Here is a 21,868-nt window from a genome sequence, read left to right on the forward strand (position 1 = left end):
TTATCCTTTAAAGATTACGTTCAACCGCGATAATTTCAGTATACTCAAACTCATTCGGACTTTGTTTCACTAAAGGATATCTTTCGCCACCCAACTCAATATAATCTTGTTCGCAATCTGGCTTAGATGAATAATACGTAAGCACGTATTCTCTACCAATTCTCTGTGTCATTTCTGCTTCAACTTCACCCCGCCACTGAGTCTTAGTAACTAAAACTATCAACTGATTCGCTAATTGGGGAATTGTCTTCGCAATGTGTCGCCGTGAATTCTCATCCAAACTACCAAAGGGTGAATCCATCACAATTGGGAAAGTGCTACTATCGGGAATCATCATCATTTTTCGTTTCTCACTCCATTCCCTTACTTTGTCAATGATGCTGGCAATAAAGGATAAACTGAGAATTTGATTCTCCCCGGTGGATGCTGCCACAGGTGCTTCTATACCTGTAGTATTTTCTACTAATGTCAGTTCATATTTATCGCTAATTTTAGGAATGTATGGAGTTACAGAAATCTCCGTGAATATTTCTTGCACTCGCTTTTCTAGTTGCAGCCGAAATTGTTGTTCTTGCCGATTTCTAACTTCCGTTAACCGTTCAATTGCATCTTGAGTAGCGTTAATTCGTCGCTGTGCTAAAGTTTGCTTGTCTTCATTCAGCTTTTGTTTAGCTATTTGTTTATTTAAACCTTCAATCTCAGTTGTGAGTTGAGCAATTTGCTGCTGATTTGCACCCTGTTCTCGATTTAACTCATCAATTTTACTTTCAATTTCATCTAAGCGTTTTTGTAAACTGCTGATTTCTTCATTAGCATCTTTTCGCAACCGTTCTTGAATATTGTCTAAATCGCCTTCAATTTGAGATATGCTTTGCCTTAACTGATTAATTCTACTTTGTTCTCTATCAACCTCTTCCCAAAATCCTATAGCTTGCTTATCAATTTCATCTACTTGAGCTATCATCCGAATTGCAGTTTCTTCCACCGCCGAGGAACCGGCTTTATTTAACCAATTACTTACATGAGTATGAGAATGATTACCCTTGTGTAATTCTGCACCACAAATACAGCGTTGAGAATTGAGTAAATCATTGACAAATTCTCGCGAAATTCCTGATGTTAACTCGCCGCGTTGTTTCAAATCATTGATTATTCCTCGGAATTGGGATGTCGTTTCAGAGAGTAAAACTGTATAACCCCGCGCGGAAATAACTTTTTTCAGCGCTTCCTTCGTTTTTTTATATTCTTCTTGATTTGCCATTTTCTGCGATTCTAAATCCTGCCATCTTTCTTGTAATTCCTTAGCAGCACTCAATTCTCGCAAACGGTTACTTGTCTCTTTTTTAAAAGTTTGTTGATATTCTAACTCTTCTTTAATTTCAGTTTGCCGTTTGGTAATGCGTTCGCGTTCGCGTTCTATCTTTTCTTGCTGTCGTAATAGTTGTTTGGTTTCAGAATCACCAATAGCTTTTAACTCATTTTCTAGAGTTTTTTTAGCATCTCCTAAATGTCTGATGGAACGGTTGATTACTTCCACACCCAAGAAAATTTTTGTAGCTTCGGCAATCTCAGCTTTTTTATCAGAACGGACTATTTCTTCAATTCGTTCGCCGTCAAAGAAAAAGTATTGATGTAAAGTAGCGGGTAAAATTTGATTAATGATATCGTCTGGTTGCTGAGTTGGTATATTCCATTTACCATCATCCGCACCAACCCACATGGTTAATTGAGTTTTGCCAGCATCAAAATCACTTTCGTTTTTATAACCCCGACAGGCGCGTTTCACTCGATAGCGTTTACCTTCATGTTCCCAGCCAATTTCTACCCAACATTCTACAGCTTGACCTTTTTGAGCTTCTGCGATCGCACGCTTATTAACTAACTGCTCTATCGATGCAAATGCCGCACTAAATTTATCATACAATACCCACGTAAAGGCATTTAGTAAACTCGTCTTTCCAGAGCCATTATTACCATGAATAATCGTTGTATTCTGAACATCTCCACCAGCCAGGAGCATCTCTGGTGTCGTACCATAAAAGGAGCGAAAGTTGCATAGCTTGATTGAAGTCAGCTTCATCGCACCTCTTCCTTAATAATATCCAAAATATTATCATTTATATGGCTGTTAATCTTCTTATCTAGCCTGCCTTTTTCCAGCTTCCATACCCGCTCAATAATTCGCTGTACTTCCGGCGGAGCGTTGGTTATTGGCTCCTGTACATCATCGATATTCGCATCTTGTGACATCTTCGGTTTGGAAATATAGTTTTTCTATATTTTAACTTTCTCTAGTACTGCATTTACCTCCGTAAAGCCACTGTTAGCGTTATCTCTAATTTTGTAAAAACTATTTTTTTTAATTTATACTTTTCTTTGAAAAAAGACTTTACTATTGAATTATCTTCTGTTATTGTTAATATTAACAATCTAGATCATAATCGGATGGAAGTGGCTTTAAAAATTTCACTTCCATCCGATTATGATCTAAGTCATAATTTTATTATTTCATACTTAATGCTTGTTTTTTCAAAACTCGAAAAATTTTACAAAATAATACAACTATATAGTTCATCATCAAATATCTAATAACCCGTAGCGCTTTTGTAAATCAAGTAACTTCATTCTTGCAACGCCTGCATTATCAGCTAAATCAGCAAACTCTACAAAGCGACGCAATTCCTTTTTCAATAAATTGCGCTCAACTTCGATAGTTTCTCTATCTAAATCTGGTGGCAAAACAATCATGTCAAATATAGTGGCCCGTTCTTTACCAGGATGAGGACGTAAAACTCGTCCCCGTCGCTGGATAAATTGGCGAGGATTTCCAGAACTTGATAAAATCACCGCAGTTTGAATTGCCGGAATATCGACACCTTCATCTAAACAACGAATTGCGACTAAACCCTGTAATTCACCACTTTCAAATTGATGCCGTAAAATTTCCCTTTCTTGTAAAGTTGTTTGGGCTGTATAGGTACTTACCTTGTAGCCTAAATCCACCCCCAAAATTTTAGCAACAGCTTTAAGTTGGCGTAGCGATGAACGTTGTCCCGCCTCTTGGGAACCATCACTGCAATAAAAAAGAGTGTGAGTAGTATCGCGACGAGTCGTCATTAAATCCCGCAAAGCATTTAATTTATTTTCTGCCGCACCAATTAACCTTGCCCTTTGCATCAACAACGGCTTTAAATCTTCATTGTCTTCAAAATTTCCCGCTTGTCCATTTTCTCGATCTCGATAAAGTAGCGATCGCCCAATTCTTTTAGTTAACTTTAAATAGGCAATGCTTTCGGCTTCAGTTAATTCCACCAATACCGGATAATACAGATAATGTACCAAAGCACCTTGAGCGATCGCATCCCTCAAAGTAAACTCTGGCTGGAGAACTGGGCCAAAATAATCAAATAAAGATTGCGTGCCAAAATCATCAAAATATCTTTCCGGTGTGGCAGATAAAGCTAGTCTCAACCCAACACTGCGCGGTAAACTCTCTTCTAATTTGGGCGCACCTAAATTATGCGCCTCATCCCCAATAATTAAAGTTTTGGCGGGAAAATATTTGAGTTGAGACTGAAACCCATCTCCAATTAAAGTGGAGTTCGTAGTAATCACCGTGACAAACCGTTGAGAACCAGAACGCAGATTATAAATTTGCCCAGAAAGTTGACTTTGCCAAGTGCGTAAATTCTCAAAGGCTAAAATGGGCTGCAAATTAAATTTTTCGCATTCTCGCGCCCATTGGGTAACGAGATGGCGATAGGGACATACCACCACCAAAACTTGTAAATTAATCTGCTGATATAATTCACAAGCGATCGCTAATGCGGTAATGGTTTTACCACTACCAGTAGCCATTTTCAGCGTCCCTCTGCCATTGTTGGTAAACCAGCTAGCGATCGCTTGCCGCTGATATTGCCGCAATTGCAGAGACACAGGCATTCTTGGGCATCCTGGTAATGGTTGCGGAGTGTAATAACTGCCCTTACTTTCCCTTGCAAATGGTAATTTCAATCGGAAAGTGGGCAGTTGCTGCACTGAATTTTGCGTCAGGTACATAGTGGGAGTTAGGAGTTAGGAGTTAGGAGTTAGGAGTTAGGAGTTGGGAGTTAGGAGTTGGGAGTTAGTAATTTAAAACTCATCACTCATAACTCATCACTTTCTTACTACTCAGTTGTAACCGCGCCAAACACCAATGAGAGAACCTTGCACCTGTACTTGCATAGCACTGACTTCAATGGGATTGTACTTAGGATTTGCTGGTTTGAGGGTAACGCGATCGCCTTGGCGATAAAAACGTTTTAATGTTGTACCAAATCCATCAATTCTGGCGGCGACGATAGTACCATTTTTTAAATGATTTGGTTCTGCTACTGGACGCAGAAATACCACATCGCCATCAGTAATTAAATCTTCAATCATGCTATCGCCAGCTACGCGCAAGGCGTAAGTTTGGGGAGGTAAATCGAAATTAGAAAAGTCTAAATGATCTACAGCATCAGTAAACGGTTCTATTAAACCACCAGCCGCGATCGTGCCCAAAATTGGTACACCTTGCTTAACAGGACGCAAAATCCGAATTGTTCGCGCTTGTCCTTCAGTCCATTCTATATATCCCTTGGTGCGTAAATGTTCTAAACGACTTTGAATTGGTGCTGGTGACTTCAGGTTCATCGCTTGCATCATTTGCCGAATAGAAGGCGAATGCTGGTGCGATCTGATGTATTCTGCTAACCATTCGTAAAGTTCTTGTTGGGCTTCTGTTAGACGTTCCATAAATTTCCGGGAAGTAATTATTAATGTCTCTAGAACATTAGTACTACAAAAAACTCCCTATAACAAGAGAAAAGTAAAAATATGAAAGGCAAAAGCAAAATTATTTTCTTCTCTTTTGCCTTTTGACAAATAAGAATATAACAGGGTACAGGTTACAGGTTAGAGGTTACAAGGAAGAAAACTATACCCTATCCCCTGTGCCCTATTCCCTTACTCTGCCCCTAAAAGACTTGCAAGTAAAGCTTTTTGAGCGTGGAGACGATTTTCTGCCTGTTCCCAAACTCGTGATTGAGAACCTTCAATAACTGCCTCGGTAATTTCTTCACCGCGATGAGCTGGTAAGCAGTGTAAAACAATTGCCTCTGGGTCAGCAAGGCTTAATAGCTGTTCCGAAATTTGATAAGGCTGGAAAATTGGCATCCGATTATCAGCTTCTGCCTCTTGCCCCATACTCGCCCAAACATCAGTGTAAAGTACAGCAGCTCCCTTAGCAGCTAATTCTGGATCGTGAGTGAGGAGGACTTCAGTTTTGTGATTAGCGATCGCTCTTGCTTGCTCTACAATCCTAGAATCTGGCTCATATCCTTTAGGAGTAGCAATTCTGACATTCATCCCCACTAAAGCACAGCCCAACATCAGCGAATTAGCCACATTATTCCCATCACCCACGTAGGTTAAAGTTAACCCAGCTAGAGTGCCAAAGCTTTCTTGAATCGTCAATAAATCCGCTAATACCTGACAAGGATGTTCTGCATCGGTAAGTGCATTAATCACCGGAATTTTGGCGTAGTGAGCAAAAGTTTCCAAATCTTGTTGAGCAAAAGTGCGAATTGCCAAAATATCCAGATATCTATCTAACACCCGCGCCGTATCCTGCAAGGGTTCCCCGCGACTAACTTGAGTAACATTGGGGTTGAGATCGATTACCTGTCCACCTAATTGGTACATCGCCACGGTAAAACTTACCCGTGTCCGAGTTGAAGCTTTGGAGAACAACAACCCCAAAACTTTATTACACTGCAACTTCAACTGCTGTGATTTAAGTTGAGTTGCCAATTCCAGAAGTTCTTGAAGTTCCGTAGAACTGATGTCCGCTAGACTTAATAAATCTCGTCCGAGCAATGCTGCCATGCTTGTAATCTGTAAAAAATAATTATATATTTCTGTTCCTTTATTCAGCTGTGCCAAGAAAATATAGTTTTAGAACTGACTAGATATTTTTGGGTTCAGCCCAGGATTTAAGTTAGCTTTTGCTATAAATTGCTATAAATATTGATTTATCAACCTTATCAGTGATTCAGAATCTCTGATTGTTTCTGGTTCATCACAATGGCAACGCCAGAACAACGATCTAGGCGTACAAAAGCAGCGATATTGCTAAAATTTCTGGTCTTTTAGCCTAATTTTATGATGAAGCAGATATTTTTTAGAATTTACAGCTAGACAAATAAATGGATTATGGTACAATGATGAATCGTGGTTGCTAATTAAAAGCAATCGTCAAACTTGCCAGCATAGCACAGTGGTAGTGCATCCGACTTGTAATCGGAAGGTCGCGAGTTCAAATCCCGCTGCTGGCTTTTGTAAATTCGCAAATTAGTGTCGCCGAATTGTTTGGAATTAAGTATCAACATCATATTAACCCAAGTTGCGGGTTATAAAATTCTGGATGCTTCGTAACCGTTGATTCAGATAAATGCACTTGAAGAAGAATTCAGAATTCAGAAGTCAGAATTCAGAAGTCAGAATCAAGACGTTCTCTACGAGACGCTAAAAGCGAACGAAGACTCGCTTTCCGCGTCGCTATCTGCCAGCGATGCACTGAGCCTGTCGTACCACTTGCCTACGGTACGCTCCGCGAACGTGGAAGCAAGCTACGCGGAGGGTCTCGTAGAGAAGTGTCATACAGAATACCCAACTGAATTCTGACTCCTGACTCCTGAATTCTGTTCGATAAATGCTTGTTGGAGAGTAAATGCAATCAATTCATGCTTGCAGTTTCAGTAAAAACCCTTTTCAGCTACAAGCATGAATTGATTGCGATCGCTCGGTACTGATATTACTTAAGTGGACGCAAAAGTGTAATTTTGCCCATGCCCGTCTCTTGGCTGAGTTGCGCCACGTAGAGATTTCCATTCGTGGTATTCTCAACTAAATCCAATGGACTTGGGTTAAAACCAGTGAAGCCACTAATAGCCGTTTGGGAATTTACAATATCCAAGTTTGCGCCACCTGGTGTTAGCACGATGATGTCTTTCCCTAAACTGAAGCGTGTCACTAGCAGTTTGCCTTGCAGCTGACCACCTAAAGCATTACTACGATATTCAATGATGCCATTAGGTGAAAAATGCTCTCCGAAATCGAAGGAAATACCCTTCCAATTCCGGTCAGGTAGAGTACCAACGGGATATTCATTGATCTGAACTGGGTCTGTACCAGCTGTGGGATTTCCTCCACCCAACACCCACTCACAACGCTTCGGATTGGGATGGCCATAATAACCATTTTTAACAACGCGAAGCAGAAAGTCTGGCTGCGTGCCTAGACTGCTAAGAGCAGGCACAGGTGGAGTAGTATAAGCCCCATTAGTAGCCTTATCAATCCGGTTTTGGCAGGCAAGAGGTAAAGGGATAGGTGTATTTGGCGTATTGCCACCAGCCGCCGAACCATTCGTTGGCACATACAACTGGCCATTGGTATGCCAAACCAGATCGTAGCCATTACGTATACCACTAGCAAAGATAGTTACAGGCGCTCCCGGATTAAAGGGGTTATAAGTACCCCCCTCCTCTGTCTTAACGCTTAAAGGAGGTGAGGTGATTTTGGACAGGTCAACTCGTAATACAGCAGCAGTTAACAACTGCTCAGGACGATTACTCCAGGCAGTGTTTGGTGCGCCCGTACTATTATTACTACCCTGCAACACATACAGCACGTTTGGCTCGTTGGGCTTGAACTCAATGCTATTGGTTAGATGATCCCGACTCGATCGCGGTAAATCAACCACATAGTCTTTTACTCTCTCTAGATTGGTGCCGCTTAAACGAGTAATCTTACCACTCCATTCTGGTGCATCAATAGTTCCATTCCAGTAGTAGTTATTTGTTACCCAGAGAATTAGGTTGTTGGCATTGGTTGATGAGGGATCAAAGTGCATACCAACGATCGTTCGATTACTACCATTTGCAGTCTGCAATGAGGAAATCGTTTGTGGCGTACCCAGAGTACCATCAGCATTGATCGGGAAACGCAAAATCTCACCTCGTAAGGTGGCAGCATATAGTTTATTGTCAGGCCCAATCAAGACTGTGGTGTAAGATTTGGCAGGTACATTCGCTAGTGAGATTTGCTCAAAAGTAATATTGCTTACTGGGTTCACAAAGGTGCCTGTTGTGAAACTGATGCTATAGGGTAAGAATGCAGCACCATTGCTATCTTTAACCCTGTCGGTGATTTGTAACAAATATTTGGTATTGTTCTTGAGACGATTTATCGGAGACACTACAATCACATCTCCACCACCGGAAGTGTTGTAAGTGGTATTGACTTGCGTGTTAGTGCTGCAATCAATCAGCTTGATAGTTGAGGCAGAAATAGTATTAACCGCAATCCCACTATTGGGGAGATTTAGGTCTGCTGTAATCGAGATATCTGGCGAGAGATTTGTCTGACCATCATTGGGATTGGTCGTTCTGATCGAGGGACGATTACCTGGTGCGATCGCAATATAATTGAGCTTGGTATTCTTACCACCTTTAGCATCAATTGTGAGCTTGCCATCGGTAACATTAACAATCCGAGTAATTGCGGCAAACTTTTTGGTTGCCGTTGGTACAAAGCCAGAAATAGCAGCCGTCCCTTCTATATTGATCTGGTGCTTACTATTTACAGGACTACTAGCATCACCGACGCTAACAGTCACATTGTAGGAACCATTAGATAGGGCATATTCCCAAGCAGCAGGTATCCTGACTGCTGTTCCCGCATTGGTAAGAGGATATTGCAGATGAATCAGTCTATTTAGTCGCCGATCGATGCCACTTTGATTGCGATCGCGTGTATTGAGTTGGATATCAAGAGGAGTGGGTGTACTATTGCCTAAGCTATCTTCACGCACCCAACCAAAGCCTCTAGTATCATTGTAGGCTTGACCGATATCTTTAATATACCCAGATGGTACAGGAGTGTCATTTGGTTGAAAAGCAATCCCTTGAACAATTGCTAATACCAGTATTTTGGGTTTGATCTTGTAAATCATAGTATGCCTTGCCGTTGTGTTCGTAGTTGATACGTGAGTAGTCCATTAACATTGGCCAAGTATCTGCAATGATTATTCCTAGCAATCCTTCACTGGCTAGAAACGAACGTAATGACCGCAAGTCTCAGGGAACCATTTCTCCAGACTGTATAAAAAATATTTAGTAAGTACTTGAAATTACATAAGTACTGAACTTCTTTTTCAGAGAATTGTAAAGGAACTTTCTAATTCCTCAACTTGCCACAGTATGATTACGGAAAAAGCAATAAATCTTCAAAATTATTATCGTAAATCAATCTTTAATTGGTACTGCCACAGTTCATTTTTAACTATACTGTTAATATGCGGTTAATATATGGTTAATATAATGTTTTTATAATTAGCTATGATTTCCACGGTCATTGCACCCCACCCCCAGCCCCTCCCCGCTCTTCGGGAGGGGAGACAAAGCGTAGCTTTGGCGGGGTGGGGTTCTTGAGGTTTAATAAGTAACCAAGCGGACATGATATAATTTAAGATCGCATAACGATCACATAATATTTAATGGGTCTACATCAATAGTTAAACTTACAGACAAAGGACAAAGCGATCGCACTTCTTCCCAATCTGGTAATCGCGGTAAGGCATCGGGGGCAAATTTAATCAATATCTGCCAGCGATAACGATTAGCTACCCGTAAAATACTCGCTGGTGCTGGGCCCAATATCTCGAATTCTTCTTCCGTACTCAAGGCTGTAGCAATAACTTGCGCCGTATTTTGCACTTGAATCGGGTCGAGACTACTTAAGCGCAACAAAATTAACCGCCCATAAGGAGGATAATTGAGTGCTTGGCGTTGTTCTAACTCAGCTTCAGAGAAAGACTGATAATCGTGCGATCGCACAGCTGCAATGACCTGATGCTCTGTAGTATAAGTCTGCACAATCACTCTACCCGGATCTTCACCTCTACCAGCACGTCCAGCGACTTGCGTCAAGGTTTGAAATGCCCGTTCGCTGGCACGATAATCTGATAAATTTAACAATCCATCGGCGGCGACAACCCCCACAAGTGTCACCTGTGGTAAATCCAAACCTTTAGTGAGCATTTGCGTACCAACTAATAAATCTGCTTCGCCGTTGGCAAACTGAGTGAGTAGGGTACGATGGGAGCCTTTATTACGAGTGGTATCACTATCAAAACGAATCAAGCGCAACTCTGGGAACTGTCGCGCTAGTTCCTGCGTTACCCGTTGAGTACCGCTACCGAAAAATTTCAGATAAGGGGAACTACAATCAGGACAAAATTTGGGATGCGATCGCGCATAATTACAATAATGACACCGCAATAATTCCGGCGCTTTTTCTTCGGTATGGTGATACGCCAGCGATACATCACAATGCGGACATTCCAACACATATCCACAACTACGGCAAGAGACAAAAGTACTGTGTCCCCGGCGATGGATAAATAAAATTCCCTGTTGTTTTCTTTCTTGCAACTCTTGCAAAGCTGTTTGCAGGGATCTACTAAATATAGAACGATTTCCCTGTTGCAACTCTTGTCGCATATCGACGATTTCCACCGGCGGCAAAGGGCGAGAGTTGATGCGCTCAGGCAAACTTAAATAATGAGTGCTGAGTGCTGAGTGCTGAGTGCTGAGTGCTGAGTGCTGAGTGCTGAGTGAGGAGTGAGGAGTGAGGAGTGAGGAGTTAGGAGTTAGGAGTGAAGAGTTAGGAGTTGGGAGTGAGGAGTGAGGAGTTACGAATTCTCCCCCTGCTCCCCTGCTCCCCTGCTCCCCTGCTCCCCCGCTCCCCCGCTCCCCCGCTCCCCTGCTCCCCACGCTTACCCAAGTTTCTAACGAAGGCGTAGCGGAACCCAACACCAAGGGGCAATTTTCTAATTCGGCTCGCCACAGGGCAACGGTGCGGGCGTGGTAGGTGGGTATAGGGGAATCTTGTTTAAAGCTGCTATCGTGTTCTTCATCTAAAATAATTAAACCCAAGTTGGGCAAAGGGGCGAAAACGGCGCTACGAGTCCCAATGACAACTTGAGGTTCTCCGGTGAGCATTTGCCGCCAAGTGTCGTAACGTTCACCATCTGAGAGGGCGCTGTGATAAACGCTGACTTTATTACCAAAACGAGCGCGAAAACGATCGGTTAACTGCGGTGTAAGTCCAATTTCTGGGACTAAAACCAGAGCAGATTTACCTTGATTGAGGAGAGGTGCGATCGCTTGCAAATATACTTCGGTTTTTCCTGAACCTGTCACTCCATGCAATAAAACTTGAGCAAATCCATCGAGTGTCTGGATTGTCTCTAAAGCGCTAGCTTGATCTGTAGTTAAAGATTTAGCGCCATCCCCTACTAAAGTTGGGCCTTGTTCAGTTCGCAATACTTCCCGTTCTTCAACAACGATGTAACCCTTTTGTGTCAACGTCTTGAGAATAGAAGAACTAGCATTGCAAATTTGCAACAATTCATTTTGCCACAACTCCCCACCGTGTCGCCGTAACACTTCTAAAATCTCTCGTTGGCGAGTAGTTAACTCTTGGTCAATTGTACCTGTGAGCGTAACTGCTTTTTGCAACTTTGGTCGAGTTAGTCGCGGCGGTTCTAAGTAGCTTTCTACTAAACCAAATCGCAATAACTCCCGGATTCCGCGATAAGCAGATTTGACTTTTTGTTGCAGGTAAACAAAACTGTAGTCCCCCGCCGGCTGCCCTTGCAAAAGTTCCCAAACTTGCCGCGCAGTCGGAGTCAAAAAAGCCAAAGGATCGGCAGATCCCAGTAAATAACGACTCCCCTCCGCTCCTCTGCCCCCCTGCCCCCCTGCCCCTCTGCTTCCAACCACGCGGATACGACGCTGCGATCGCCCCAGCAACCCTGGCGGCAGAGCAACCCGGATTACTTGAATCAGCGGCGTATAGTAATATGCAGCAACTCGGTTGAGTAATTCCCAATAAGCACTTGGGAAAAATCCAACGCTGACTATATCTTCTACTTCCCGGATTTTTTCTGGTGGTAAATCGATATTTGGTTGTGTTAGTAATCGAATTGCGATCGCTCCTAATTGTTGCGCCCCAAATGGCACACTCAAAATATCACCTGGTTTTATTTCTAAGTGGGCTGGCAATCGATAAGTAAATAGTCCTGTACTTCCTGGACAGTCTACCAATACTTCAACCCACCGATTAACAGTTTTACCTGACTGATATGATTCACTCGGTTCACTCACCACTAAAGCAGATAAATTTATGTCATTAATATACATACTTGCTGATTTTATAATTAAATATTTTCCTCACATAGCTGGTCAAAATCAACCTAGCTAACTAAACTTTAGTTTTTCGCTTTCTTAAATTTAAATGGTATTTCTCAATACTGTTATTCTTCATAATACTTGATAATTTTCCTCTTATGTAATCTACTAGACAAATTCGTATCAACTATATATGCAATAAATATTTGGTGCCCACTATACAAATAAAAGCATGTCGGCTATTGCTGCAACAGTTGCTCTATCTACTAAATATGGAGTAGCCTTTTTCCGCCTATCGGTAGATATTCAACTCTTTCTGTATATGAGATGCTTTTATACAAAGTAAGATCATCCCAAAATTAAGCTGCTACTCTTGTAATTTGTATCAGGTAGGTAACTTGAAATCAAATCGGGAATGCGTAACCTATTAGTAGGTCTTCCTTTTATACAGTGGTATCCAGCGCCTAAAACATTATAAATATTTAGAAAAATATATGAAAGTTTAAGAAATTTGGATGGTTAGCTGGAATTTTTATATTTGTTAAGGTTGAGAAAGTTTGAGGGGGTTTGACATATTTGATAATTCAGAAAAAAATGAAGAATATATCTGTTGGGAATCTAAGAAAAAAGTTTTGCTGGGTGCTAAGGTAAGTTTCGTTATAGGTTGTATATAACTGTAACCTATAGATACTAGGTAGATGCCGATTTTTATTTCTATAAACAAATTTGCATCAGCCTATATTTCGCTATTTTTTACGGGTGCATCGTCCATTAGGGAAAACTACCAAGCCTCAAACGAGTAGGTGTAAATAAATTATGTACCAAACAAAGCAACAATCCCTAAAGGAAAATATGAATATTGTTGAATTGGGAAAGATGGAAATACTGGAGAATGCTGCTGATATTGAAGAACCATCACTCGATAGTTTAAATGCAGTAGCAGAAGAAGAATCTCCAATTGTAGTAGAAAATCTGGAATCAGACGAACGCGATGGCGATGACATGGCTGCGGCTCGTCCTTCGGGATACAACAAAACCGAACATGATGATGCTGTCGGCGCATTTTTTAAAGAAATGGCGCGTTATCCGCTTTTAAAAGCTGATGAAGAAGTAGAATTAGCGCGGCGAGTCAGGTTTCTAGAGGAATTTAGAGAAATACAAGCGGCTTTAGGGTTAAAACTGGAACATGAAGCCAGCAAATTAGAAGTGGCTTCTGAGTTAGGAATGACGGAAAAGCAACTAGAAAGTCGCTTGTATCAAGGGAGAGTAGCGAAACGCAAAATGATTCGCTCGAACTTGAGATTGGTAGTTTCTATTGCTAAACGATACTTGAATCGGGGAGTGCCTTTTCTGGATTTAATTCAGGAAGGAGCAATGGGTTTAAATCGCGCTACAGAAAAATTCGATCCCGATAAAGGATATAAGTTTTCTACTTACGCCTATTGGTGGATTAGACAAGCAATTACCAGAGCTATAGCTAACGATGCGCGCACAATTCGGCTACCGATTCATATTGTTGAAAAGCTGAACAAGCTAAAAAAAGCCCAACGGGAACTCAAACAAAAACTCTGTCGTAATCCTACCGAAGGTGAAATGGCAGAATATTTAGAGATTAGTGTGCAACAACTACGCCAGCTACAACAGCTACGGCGACAAGCACTTTCTCTCAACCACCGCGTCGGTAAAGAAGAAGACACGGAATTGATGGATTTGCTAGAAGATGAAGATAACTTGTCTCCAGAAGCAAAAATGAATGAAAACATGATGCGTCAGGAGATTTGGGAAGTCTTGGGTGATGTGTTAACTCCACGAGAGAAAGATGTGATTTCTCTGCGTTATGGTTTGACAAGCAGCGAACCCTGCACCTTAGAAGAGGTTGGCAATATGTTCAATCTTTCTCGTGAGCGAGTGCGTCAAATTCAAAGCAAAGCCATGCGGAAATTGCGCCGTCCTCACATAGCCAAACGCTTAAAAGGTTGGTTGATTTAATTACATTGCTCAAGATAGAGATGCAATCTGGAACTTAATTAGCTTTGCAATTCGCAAAAATCGGGCGTTTTGTAGCTTTTTTCGGCTCTTATTTAGTCAATACTCAAAATAAATTGCCCAGTTGCCTATAGACTATGGACTATAAACTATGGACTATAGACTAATGACTTCGGGTAGCAATTTGATTGTGCGTTTTGCTGAAGCAGCCGATTGCAGCGTATTGTTTAAATTAATTGAGGGACTTGCAGAATATGAAAAATTATCTCACGCGATCGCAGGCAATGCTTTAGCACTTCAGGAGCATTTATTTGGTTCGCGGAGGTATATAGAGGCAATATTAGCGGAATCTGCGGGACAAGCTGTTGGTTTTGCGCTATTTTTTCATAATTATTCAACATTTCTGACTAAGCCGGGAATTTATCTGGAAGATTTATTTGTTTTACCAGAATATCGCAGGCAAGGTATTGGTAAGGCTCTCTTAACTAAAGTAGCTCAGATAGCTGTAGAACGTGATTGTGGGCGATTAGAGTGGAGTGTCTTAGATTGGAATGAGTCAGCCCAAGCATTCTACCGTAGTATGGGAGCATCTATATTAGATGATTGGCGAATTTGTCGCGTCACAGAAGATGTGCTTACTAAATTAGGTTCTGTTAAATAAAAAACAAAGGATGAAGTATAAAGGATGAATCAGAACAATTTTCATCTTTAATATTTCATCCTTAAATTTTAATGATTTTCTTTATAACATATTCAAGATTACATAAATTGTCATTTTAATCATCAGCATAAATGCACATTTTTGTAAATAAGCAAGCTAGGGTATTTTGGAGATAAGCACATTCTCATTACATATTACTTTGCGCTAATAAATCTAAATCTAAAATCACCAAAATCCAAAAACTTTATTTAATAAAGCAAAGTTTGACAGCTTGTCATTTGACTATGGCAACAGGTCAACTCACAATTATGGAGGATATTGCACTGAATAAGCCGTTATTGCAGAGAGAACACGAAATGAAAAAAATGATTACAGTCATACTGTTAGGCATAGCAATCTTCACTTTTGCCTTCAGTCGTCCAGCTTTGGCAGCTGATGCTGCTGGTGGAGCTAAAGTATTTAGTGCCAATTGTGCCTCTTGTCACGCAGGAGGAAAAAATCTGGTTAATGCTGCCAAAAGCCTGAAGAAGGCGGATTTGGAAAAGTATGGTTTCTACTCCGCAGAGGCGATTATTGCCCAGGTTACAAACGGTAAAGGTGCTATGCCCGCCTTCGGCAAACGTTTGAAGTCTGAACAAATTGAAAATGTAGCTGCTTATGTGCTTTCACAAGCAGATAAAGAATGGAAGTAGATTAGAATCTAACTTCAAAAATTAACTATTCGCGGGGCTTTTTGTCCCGCTAATTTTGTTGCTACTGAAATTATCAAATAGGATGCTTATACCAATTTTGGATTAAGAGTCTTTACAAAAAGACTGTTCCAAGAATATCAAACAATACTACCTATCCTAATTTGGTCTTATGAGTGATTTCTGGCGATTATTTTTCAGTATAATTATTGCTTTACCTCTCACTTTTTTGACTTTACCTGCACATTCCTCACCCATTTTAATTACCCAAATTACAGCGAGTGATTTCTTAGAGTTGGGTGTAGATAAGATGCGACGCGGTGATTATCAGGAAGCAATAAAGAATTTTAACCAAGCGATTGAACTTGAGAAAGATTTTGCTGTGGCTTATAGCGATCGCTGTCTTGCTTATCTCCAACTACAAGATTACCATCAAGCTGTTACAGATTGTACTCAAGCCATAAATTTTGCACCGGATAACTTTGAGGCTTATCTGAACCGAGGAGTGGCATACTACAGACAAGGGGATTATCCTGCTGCCATTGTCGATCATAATCGAGCGATCGCACTTAAACCCTCCGATTTTCGAGCTTACTATAACCGAGGACTAGCCCGTGCTGGCGATGGGAAAGACTCAGAGGCAATTCTTGACTTTAATTTAGCCCTAACTCAAATTCCTCGAATAACTAGCTTACTGCTTGCAGATATCTATAATGACCGAGGTTTATCACATTTTGTCTTGCAAGATACCCAAGCTGCGATGCTCGACTTTAATCTAGCAATTCGTCTCAATGCTAACGATTATAGAGCGTACTTTAACCGGGGTTGTGCTTGCGGACGAAACGGAGATGACTTTGGTGCAGTGCGTGATTTTTCCCAAGTTATTAGACTTAACCCTAGTAATGCCCAGGCTTACGTTAATCGGGGAGTAGCTCAGTATCGCTTAGGATATCATTTAGGAGCGATCGCTGATCTGCAAAAAGCATCTGAGTACTATGAACATCAAGGAAAGAAAGTTGCCTACGAAAAAACTCTAGATTTGCTGAAGAATCTGCGACAACAAATTTCGTCTGTAACGGAAGTCGCTCTTTTCTAACACTGTCAGGGCTATACAGGGTATGCACCAGCTTGAAAAATCTGTTCGGCGGTTAAGTTTAATTCGGGGAAAAGAGGTGAGATAATGCGTTGTTTACCGCCGCAGGCATCGCAACCTCGAAACTGGCTGACTTGGTATTCTCCCTCAATTAAGGTGTAAAGCGAGACAGTTGGTTGTTTAGGGTTGCCAATAAATCGCCTACCACCTAAAGCAGCATAGTCTACAATCCAATATTCTGATATACCTACAGCTTCATAATCAGCAGCTTTTTTTAAATAATCATCACGCCAATTGCTACTCACTACCTCAACTACTAAGGGTATTGATTCCGCTTGACTTACAGTAGACTCTTTTTTCCACAGAGGTTCGTTTACCAAATTGGGGCGATTTAATATCAGCACATCTGGTGAGTAAGCAGATTCATTTTCAGGTGGTTTGACTAATGCTGTTTTAGGTATGAAGTAGGGGAGATTTAAACGAATACACTCTTCTGGCCTTTAATCTGAAAGTTACTAGTTGGGAATCACTAGCTAATAAGTTAAATGCTGTATCTTGCCAAACAACCATAATACAGAATAAGCCTCAATCAAATCAGGGCTTGGCAGACACTAATATGATAAATAGTGAATATAATTTTAATAATATTGAAAAATTTAAAGTTTTTTTAGAACCTGATGTTGCAGAAATGTTTCCCAATTCGGAAGCAGTAAATGAAGCTCTGCGTTTTCTAATTAGAGTTACGAGTAAAAATCGTTGAAGCATTTTATCAAGTTTATAGAAAAATATATTTTTCTATAAACTTGAGTATCTTTTTCTTCTTTTATTGCTAACTGATAAGACGTAATACCATTAAAGAGCGATCTGTAACTGGTAAAGTTTGAGAGCCTGAAACTAATTTTCCCCGCTCTAAAAAACGAGGTTCATTAGTGTCAATTACTATCTCCCATACTTTTTCTTTAAATTCATTGGGCAAAGCAAAGTCAATTAACTCATAGTGAGCGTTAAAAAATACTAGAAAACTTTCATCAATAATCCGCTCACCACGATCCCCTGGAGTAGCAATTCCCTGCCCATTCAAAAAAATCTCCATTACTTTGGCATAACTAACTAGCCATTGCGTCTCAGTCATTTCACTGCCATCAGAATTAAACCAAGCAATATCATTAATGCCTAAACCGTGAATGGGGCGACCTTGAAACCACTTACGTCGTCGGAATACTGGATGCTGATGGCGAAAATTAATGAGTTCGCGTGTAAAGTCTAGTAAATCCGAGTTCGCTTTATGCAAATCCCAATGCCGCCAGGAAATCTCATTGTCTTGGCAGTAGACATTATTATTTCCCTTTTGACTACAGCCAATTTCATCCCCCTCTAATAGCATTGGGACACCTTGAGATAGCATTAGGGTTGCTAAAAAGTTTCGTCGTTGCCGTTCGCGCAAACGCATTACTTCTGGATCGTCGGTTTCGCCTTCTGCACCACAATTCCAGGATCTATTATGGCTTTCACCATCTCTACTGTCTTCCCCGTTTGCCTCGTTATGCTTTTCGTTGTAGCTGACCAAATCATTTAACGTGAAACCATCATGAGCAGTTATGAAATTAATACTTGCATTTGGGTTGCGCCCGTTGGTTTGATATAGGTCAGGACTACCAGTAAAACAGTAAGCAAATTGTCCTAAACTATCATCTACACCACGCCAAAAATCTCTGACTGTATCCCTATATCTACCATTCCACTCAGACCAACGCAGTGGAAAGTTCCCGACTTGATAGCCGCCTTCTCCTAAATCCCAAGGTTCAGCAATCAGCTTCACATCTGCCAAGATTGGGTCTTGATGAATAATATCAAAGAAAGCTGATAGGTTATCTACCTCATATAATTCCCGTGCCAACGCCGAGGCCAAATCAAATCGGAAGCCATCCACATGCATTTCTATTACCCAATAGCGCAGGCTATCCATGATTAACTTCAGAACTTGAGCATGACGCACATTCAGAGAGTTACCGCAGCCTGTAAAATCCATGTAGTAACGAGGATCGTCCTTTACTAAACGGTAATATACAGAATTATCAATACCTCGCAAAGATAGCGTTGGCCCGAAATGATTTCCTTCGCCAGTGTGGTTGTAGACTACATCTAAAATCACTTCAATTCCAGCAAAATGTAGTGCTTTGACCATTTGCTTGAATTCATTGACTTGTTGTCCCCCAGTGCCACTAGCACTGTAACTAGAATAAGGGGCAAAATAATTGATGGAATCGTAGCCCCAGTAATTGCTTAATCCTTTTCCTTCTAAATGTCCCGGATGAGATAGAAAATGATGTACTGGCATCAACTCAACTGCTGTAATTCCTAATTGCAGTAAGTGTTGAATTGCAGCAGGATGCGCCAACCCGGCATAAGTGCCACGCAACTCTTCTGGAATACCTGGATGTAGTTTAGTAAAACCTTTGACGTGAGTTTCATAAATAACAGTTTTATACCAAGGTGTCGCAAGGAGTTTATCGCCTTCCCAATCAAAAGATTGATCGACCACAACACACTTGGGCATTATTTTGGCATCATCTAGTTCAGAAAAAACTAGGTCTTTGTCCTCAGCGTCTAAAGAGTAGCCAAATAAAGAGGGATCGTTACTAAACTCACCATCAATTGCTTTAGCGTAGGGGTCAATTAATAGTTTGTTGGGATTAAATCGATGACCTACCTCCGGTGCCCACATCCCATGCACTCTAAACCCATACTTTTGACCTGGCCCAACTCCTGGTAAGTAACCATGCCAAACAAAATTGTTTTTTTCTGTCAAAGGTATGCGAATTTCTTCGTCATCGTTATCAAATAAACAAAGCTCTACCCCTGTTGCATTTTCCGAAAATAAAGCAAAGTTTGTCCCTTTTCCATCCCAAGTTGCACCTAAAGGATATACATTCCCTGGCCATAAAGCTACATACATAAGTAAATGTTGAATAATTAATTTTTCTGTAAATAATTGACTTTGACTTTTTTGAATAATTAGTTAATAGTGAAAGTTACTAATCATTCTTTAAAATCACTAACATTTAAATATAACTTATAGATAATGTTATTTGATCTATCATTAGTAATAGAAATTTCTATTCCTTAAGTAAGTTGGAAAAATTAATGCAGAGAGCAACAGGCTGAAGGAAGGAAACTGCTGTGCCTGCGACACGCTGTGCGATTTGCTTAAGTAAAGCAACCTCAGCAAAGCTTCTTTCACCCTGCTCCCTGCTCCAGTTTGGCTATCCTACCTCGCCTCCAGTTCCATCGAGCGACTTGTACTGAGCTTGTCCTGAGCTGCAAAAAAATTGTAGGTTGGGTGGAGGCTTTGCGTAACCTAACATCCTGATAATCAGTTGGGTTGCGCTCCGCTCCACTCCACCCAACAAAAGTCAGAAGTCTAATGCACTATTTTGAGTAGACAGTCCACTACGTGCATTTCACTAATCTTATACTAGTCCTATATGACTTCTTTAAATGCGATCGCTCTAGAGTTTAACACATAGTGAATTGACCAACAGTCTCGTCTGAACTGTAGAAATATGACATAAAATCTAAAATTGCTATGAGAGCCAGAATTGAAAATAAAATACTTTTCATACACCACGAAGATTTACCAGAGTTTAAGAAGGGTGGTTCTGTGGTGAGGAACTCTTATTTTTGGGCACTACGTTCAATTGCTGGTCAAGCTTCACGTTATCGTGATTGGGAATACGAACCAGAGGTTTGGCTAGCGCTTTCACGAATGCTTTTATCGTTTGCGGAATCTGGATATTTGGGTGTTAGAGAAACTTTGCTAGAGTTTCCCTTATCTCAAGGAGAAATTCCTAATTTACTGCGAGATGTTTCCACTTGGGAGTAGGGATGTATAGCTGTCATTGTTATTAACAAATACGTTACCAGCTTCTAGTTTAAAATGATTAAGATTAGAGATATTAAGCGATTTATAGAAACATTTGTATCTTCTAATTTGTAACCACCGATTTTAATATCTCGAAATATGCCTTCTACATAGATGCGTAGCTGCTGATTGCAGAGTACGAGCGATCGCTATATATTTCTATTAAGGATTCAAACAAAGAAATGCAAAAATTAGGAAAAAGGTGGGCTGCTGCCCACCCTAAACCATTATTTACTTAGCAATACTTTAAACAGGTGCTTCAGTAGCAGTCTTGCCAACCAACATTGCAGCATTTTCCTCGCTTTCGAGAATACCGAATTCAATCAATAAGTCTTCTAACTCTTCCATCTCGATAGGTGTGGGGACAGTCAGATTCTTGTTGTTGATGATCTTTGTACCTAATGTCCGATATTCATTAGCTTGGTTGCTGTCAGGTGCATACTCGTTAACAGTCATGCGGCGCAATTCTGCGTGTTGCACAATGTTGTCACGAGGTACGTAGTGAATCATTTGGGTGTTCAAACGTTTTGCCAGGGTTTCGATTAGGTCGATTTCCCGGTCAACGTTACGGCTGTTACAAATCAAACCACCCAAGCGCACACCGCCAGTGTGAGCATATTTGAGAACACCACGAGCGATGTTGTTAGCTGCATACATCGCCATCATTTCACCAGAGGTAACAATGTAGATTTCTTGTGCCTTACCTTCACGGATAGGCATAGCGAAACCACCGCACACAACGTCACCCAAAACGTCGTAACTTACAAAGTCAACATCTTTGTAAGCACCGTTTTCTTCTAAGAAGTTGATAGCGGTGATAATACCACGACCAGCGCAACCCACACCAGGTTCAGGGCCACCAGACTCCACACAACGTACATCGCGGAAACCGGTGAGCATTACTTCTTCGAGTTCAATATCTTCTACAGCACCACGTTCAGCAGCCAATTGAAGAACACTTGTCTGAGCTTTACTGTGTAGCATCAAACGGGTGGAGTCAGCTTTGGGGTCGCAACCGACAATCAGGACGCGCTGACCCATTTCAGCCATTGCTGCAAGGGTATTTTGAGAAGTGGTAGATTTACCAATACCGCCTTTACCATAGAAAGCTATTTGTCTAATCTTTGGGTCAGTCATGGTTGTGTTTCCTACAATGATTTAGTTAATGAATCGTAAGCTTGATGTGAAATATTCACCCTTGGTGTCGTAGGGAAGTAGAGCCTGTTGGCGATCGCACCCTGG

The 21,868-nt window shown here is 41.0% G+C and carries 14 protein-coding genes, 1 tRNA gene and 1 pseudogene; 6 read left to right on the plus strand and 10 right to left on the minus strand.

The annotated features are described in order from the left end of the window. Positions 1–7 precede the first annotated feature (7 nt). The 5 genes from V7K61_RS31090 to argF all read right to left on the minus strand — a co-directional run bounded on the left by V7K61_RS31090 (position 8) and on the right by argF (position 5,907). Positions 8–2,080: an AAA family ATPase gene (locus V7K61_RS31090; RefSeq protein WP_335059597.1), complete on the minus strand. Its 2,073-nt coding sequence runs from the start codon at positions 2,078–2,080 to the stop codon at positions 8–10. Then, positions 2,077–2,250: a hypothetical protein gene (locus V7K61_RS31095; protein WP_335059599.1), complete on the minus strand. Its 174-nt coding sequence runs from the start codon at positions 2,248–2,250 to the stop codon at positions 2,077–2,079. The genes V7K61_RS31090 and V7K61_RS31095 overlap by 4 nt, the downstream gene beginning before the upstream one ends. 327 nt (positions 2,251–2,577) lie before the next feature. Continuing rightward, positions 2,578–4,059, minus strand: coding sequence for a DNA phosphorothioation system restriction enzyme (locus V7K61_RS31100; protein WP_335059601.1), 1,482 nt, complete (start codon positions 4,057–4,059; stop codon positions 2,578–2,580). A gap of 111 nt (positions 4,060–4,170) precedes the next feature. Continuing rightward, a complete protein-coding gene (lexA, locus tag V7K61_RS31105) occupies positions 4,171–4,776 on the minus strand; it encodes a transcriptional repressor LexA (protein ID WP_335059603.1) in 606 nt (201 codons plus the stop codon). Between the two features lie 210 nt (positions 4,777–4,986). Continuing rightward, positions 4,987–5,907 (minus strand): ornithine carbamoyltransferase, encoded by a 921-nt coding sequence (argF, locus tag V7K61_RS31110; protein WP_335059605.1) that lies wholly within the window; start codon positions 5,905–5,907, stop codon positions 4,987–4,989. Positions 5,908–6,284: 377 nt separating this feature from the next. Between argF and V7K61_RS31115 the strand changes: the two genes are divergently transcribed. Next, positions 6,285–6,356, plus strand: a tRNA-Thr gene (locus V7K61_RS31115). A 479-nt stretch (positions 6,357–6,835) separates the two neighbouring features. Here V7K61_RS31115 and V7K61_RS31120 read toward each other — a convergent pair. Then, positions 6,836–9,034 (minus strand): Ig-like domain-containing protein, encoded by a 2,199-nt coding sequence (locus V7K61_RS31120; protein ID WP_335059607.1) that lies wholly within the window; start codon positions 9,032–9,034, stop codon positions 6,836–6,838. Positions 9,035–9,563: 529 nt separating this feature from the next. Beyond that, positions 9,564–12,287, minus strand: coding sequence for a primosomal protein N' (gene priA, locus V7K61_RS31125; protein ID WP_335059609.1), 2,724 nt, complete (start codon positions 12,285–12,287; stop codon positions 9,564–9,566). A gap of 804 nt (positions 12,288–13,091) precedes the next feature. Between priA and V7K61_RS31130 the strand changes: the two genes are divergently transcribed. The 4 genes from V7K61_RS31130 (at position 13,092) to V7K61_RS31145 (ending at position 16,707) form a co-directional block, all read left to right on the plus strand. Then, complete coding sequence (locus tag V7K61_RS31130; RefSeq protein WP_292734528.1) at positions 13,092–14,264, plus strand: RpoD/SigA family RNA polymerase sigma factor; 1,173 nt, start codon at positions 13,092–13,094, stop codon at positions 14,262–14,264. A 163-nt stretch (positions 14,265–14,427) separates the two neighbouring features. Then, positions 14,428–14,922 carry a GNAT family N-acetyltransferase gene (locus V7K61_RS31135; RefSeq protein WP_335060098.1) on the plus strand — a complete coding sequence of 165 codons (495 nt, stop codon included), beginning with the start codon at positions 14,428–14,430 and terminating at the stop codon, positions 14,920–14,922. 356 nt (positions 14,923–15,278) lie between these two features. Next, the gene (petJ, locus tag V7K61_RS31140; protein WP_335060100.1) at positions 15,279–15,614 is read left to right on the plus strand and encodes a cytochrome c6 PetJ; all 336 of its coding nucleotides are present in this window, start codon (positions 15,279–15,281) and stop codon (positions 15,612–15,614) included. A gap of 169 nt (positions 15,615–15,783) precedes the next feature. Further along, on the plus strand, positions 15,784–16,707 hold the full coding sequence (locus tag V7K61_RS31145; RefSeq protein ID WP_335059611.1) for a tetratricopeptide repeat protein: 924 nt from the start codon (positions 15,784–15,786) through the stop codon (positions 16,705–16,707). Positions 16,708–16,718: 11 nt separating this feature from the next. Here V7K61_RS31145 and V7K61_RS31150 read toward each other — a convergent pair. After that, positions 16,719–17,195 (minus strand): annotated as a pseudogene (locus V7K61_RS31150) (Uma2 family endonuclease); the annotation flags it as partial. Positions 17,196–17,533: 338 nt separating this feature from the next. Next, positions 17,534–19,660 carry a glycogen debranching protein GlgX gene (gene glgX, locus V7K61_RS31155; protein WP_335059613.1) on the minus strand — a complete coding sequence of 709 codons (2,127 nt, stop codon included), beginning with the start codon at positions 19,658–19,660 and terminating at the stop codon, positions 17,534–17,536. Positions 19,661–20,290: 630 nt separating this feature from the next. Here glgX and V7K61_RS31160 point away from each other — a divergent pair. Then, positions 20,291–20,587: a hypothetical protein gene (locus tag V7K61_RS31160; protein WP_335059614.1), complete on the plus strand. Its 297-nt coding sequence runs from the start codon at positions 20,291–20,293 to the stop codon at positions 20,585–20,587. A 285-nt stretch (positions 20,588–20,872) separates the two neighbouring features. On the opposite strand, the gene nifH is transcribed toward V7K61_RS31160, so the two are convergent. After that, entirely contained in the window at positions 20,873–21,763 is an 891-nt protein-coding gene (gene nifH / locus V7K61_RS31165; protein WP_094353054.1) for a nitrogenase iron protein, read from the minus strand. Positions 21,764–21,868 lie beyond the last annotated feature (105 nt).

The organism is Nostoc sp. (genome assembly GCF_036918015.1).
Classification (GTDB): domain Bacteria; phylum Cyanobacteriota; class Cyanobacteriia; order Cyanobacteriales; family Nostocaceae; genus Nostoc.

Coding starts and splice junctions, on each gene's coding strand:
- V7K61_RS31090 (WP_335059597.1), bottom strand. CDS start 2,080: ATGAAGCTGACTTCAATCAAGCTATGCAACTTTCGCTCCTTTTATGGT.
- V7K61_RS31095 (WP_335059599.1), bottom strand. CDS start 2,250: ATGTCACAAGATGCGAATATCGATGATGTACAGGAGCCAATAACCAAC.
- V7K61_RS31100 (WP_335059601.1), bottom strand. CDS start 4,059: ATGTACCTGACGCAAAATTCAGTGCAGCAACTGCCCACTTTCCGATTG.
- lexA (WP_335059603.1), bottom strand. CDS start 4,776: ATGGAACGTCTAACAGAAGCCCAACAAGAACTTTACGAATGGTTAGCA.
- argF (WP_335059605.1), bottom strand. CDS start 5,907: ATGGCAGCATTGCTCGGACGAGATTTATTAAGTCTAGCGGACATCAGT.
- V7K61_RS31120 (WP_335059607.1), bottom strand. CDS start 9,034: ATGATTTACAAGATCAAACCCAAAATACTGGTATTAGCAATTGTTCAA.
- priA (WP_335059609.1), bottom strand. CDS start 12,287: ATGTATATTAATGACATAAATTTATCTGCTTTAGTGGTGAGTGAACCG.
- V7K61_RS31130 (WP_292734528.1), top strand. CDS start 13,092: ATGTACCAAACAAAGCAACAATCCCTAAAGGAAAATATGAATATTGTT.
- V7K61_RS31135 (WP_335060098.1), top strand. CDS start 14,428: ATGACTTCGGGTAGCAATTTGATTGTGCGTTTTGCTGAAGCAGCCGAT.
- petJ (WP_335060100.1), top strand. CDS start 15,279: ATGAAAAAAATGATTACAGTCATACTGTTAGGCATAGCAATCTTCACT.
- V7K61_RS31145 (WP_335059611.1), top strand. CDS start 15,784: ATGAGTGATTTCTGGCGATTATTTTTCAGTATAATTATTGCTTTACCT.
- glgX (WP_335059613.1), bottom strand. CDS start 19,660: ATGTATGTAGCTTTATGGCCAGGGAATGTATATCCTTTAGGTGCAACT.
- V7K61_RS31160 (WP_335059614.1), top strand. CDS start 20,291: ATGAGAGCCAGAATTGAAAATAAAATACTTTTCATACACCACGAAGAT.
- nifH (WP_094353054.1), bottom strand. CDS start 21,763: ATGACTGACCCAAAGATTAGACAAATAGCTTTCTATGGTAAAGGCGGT.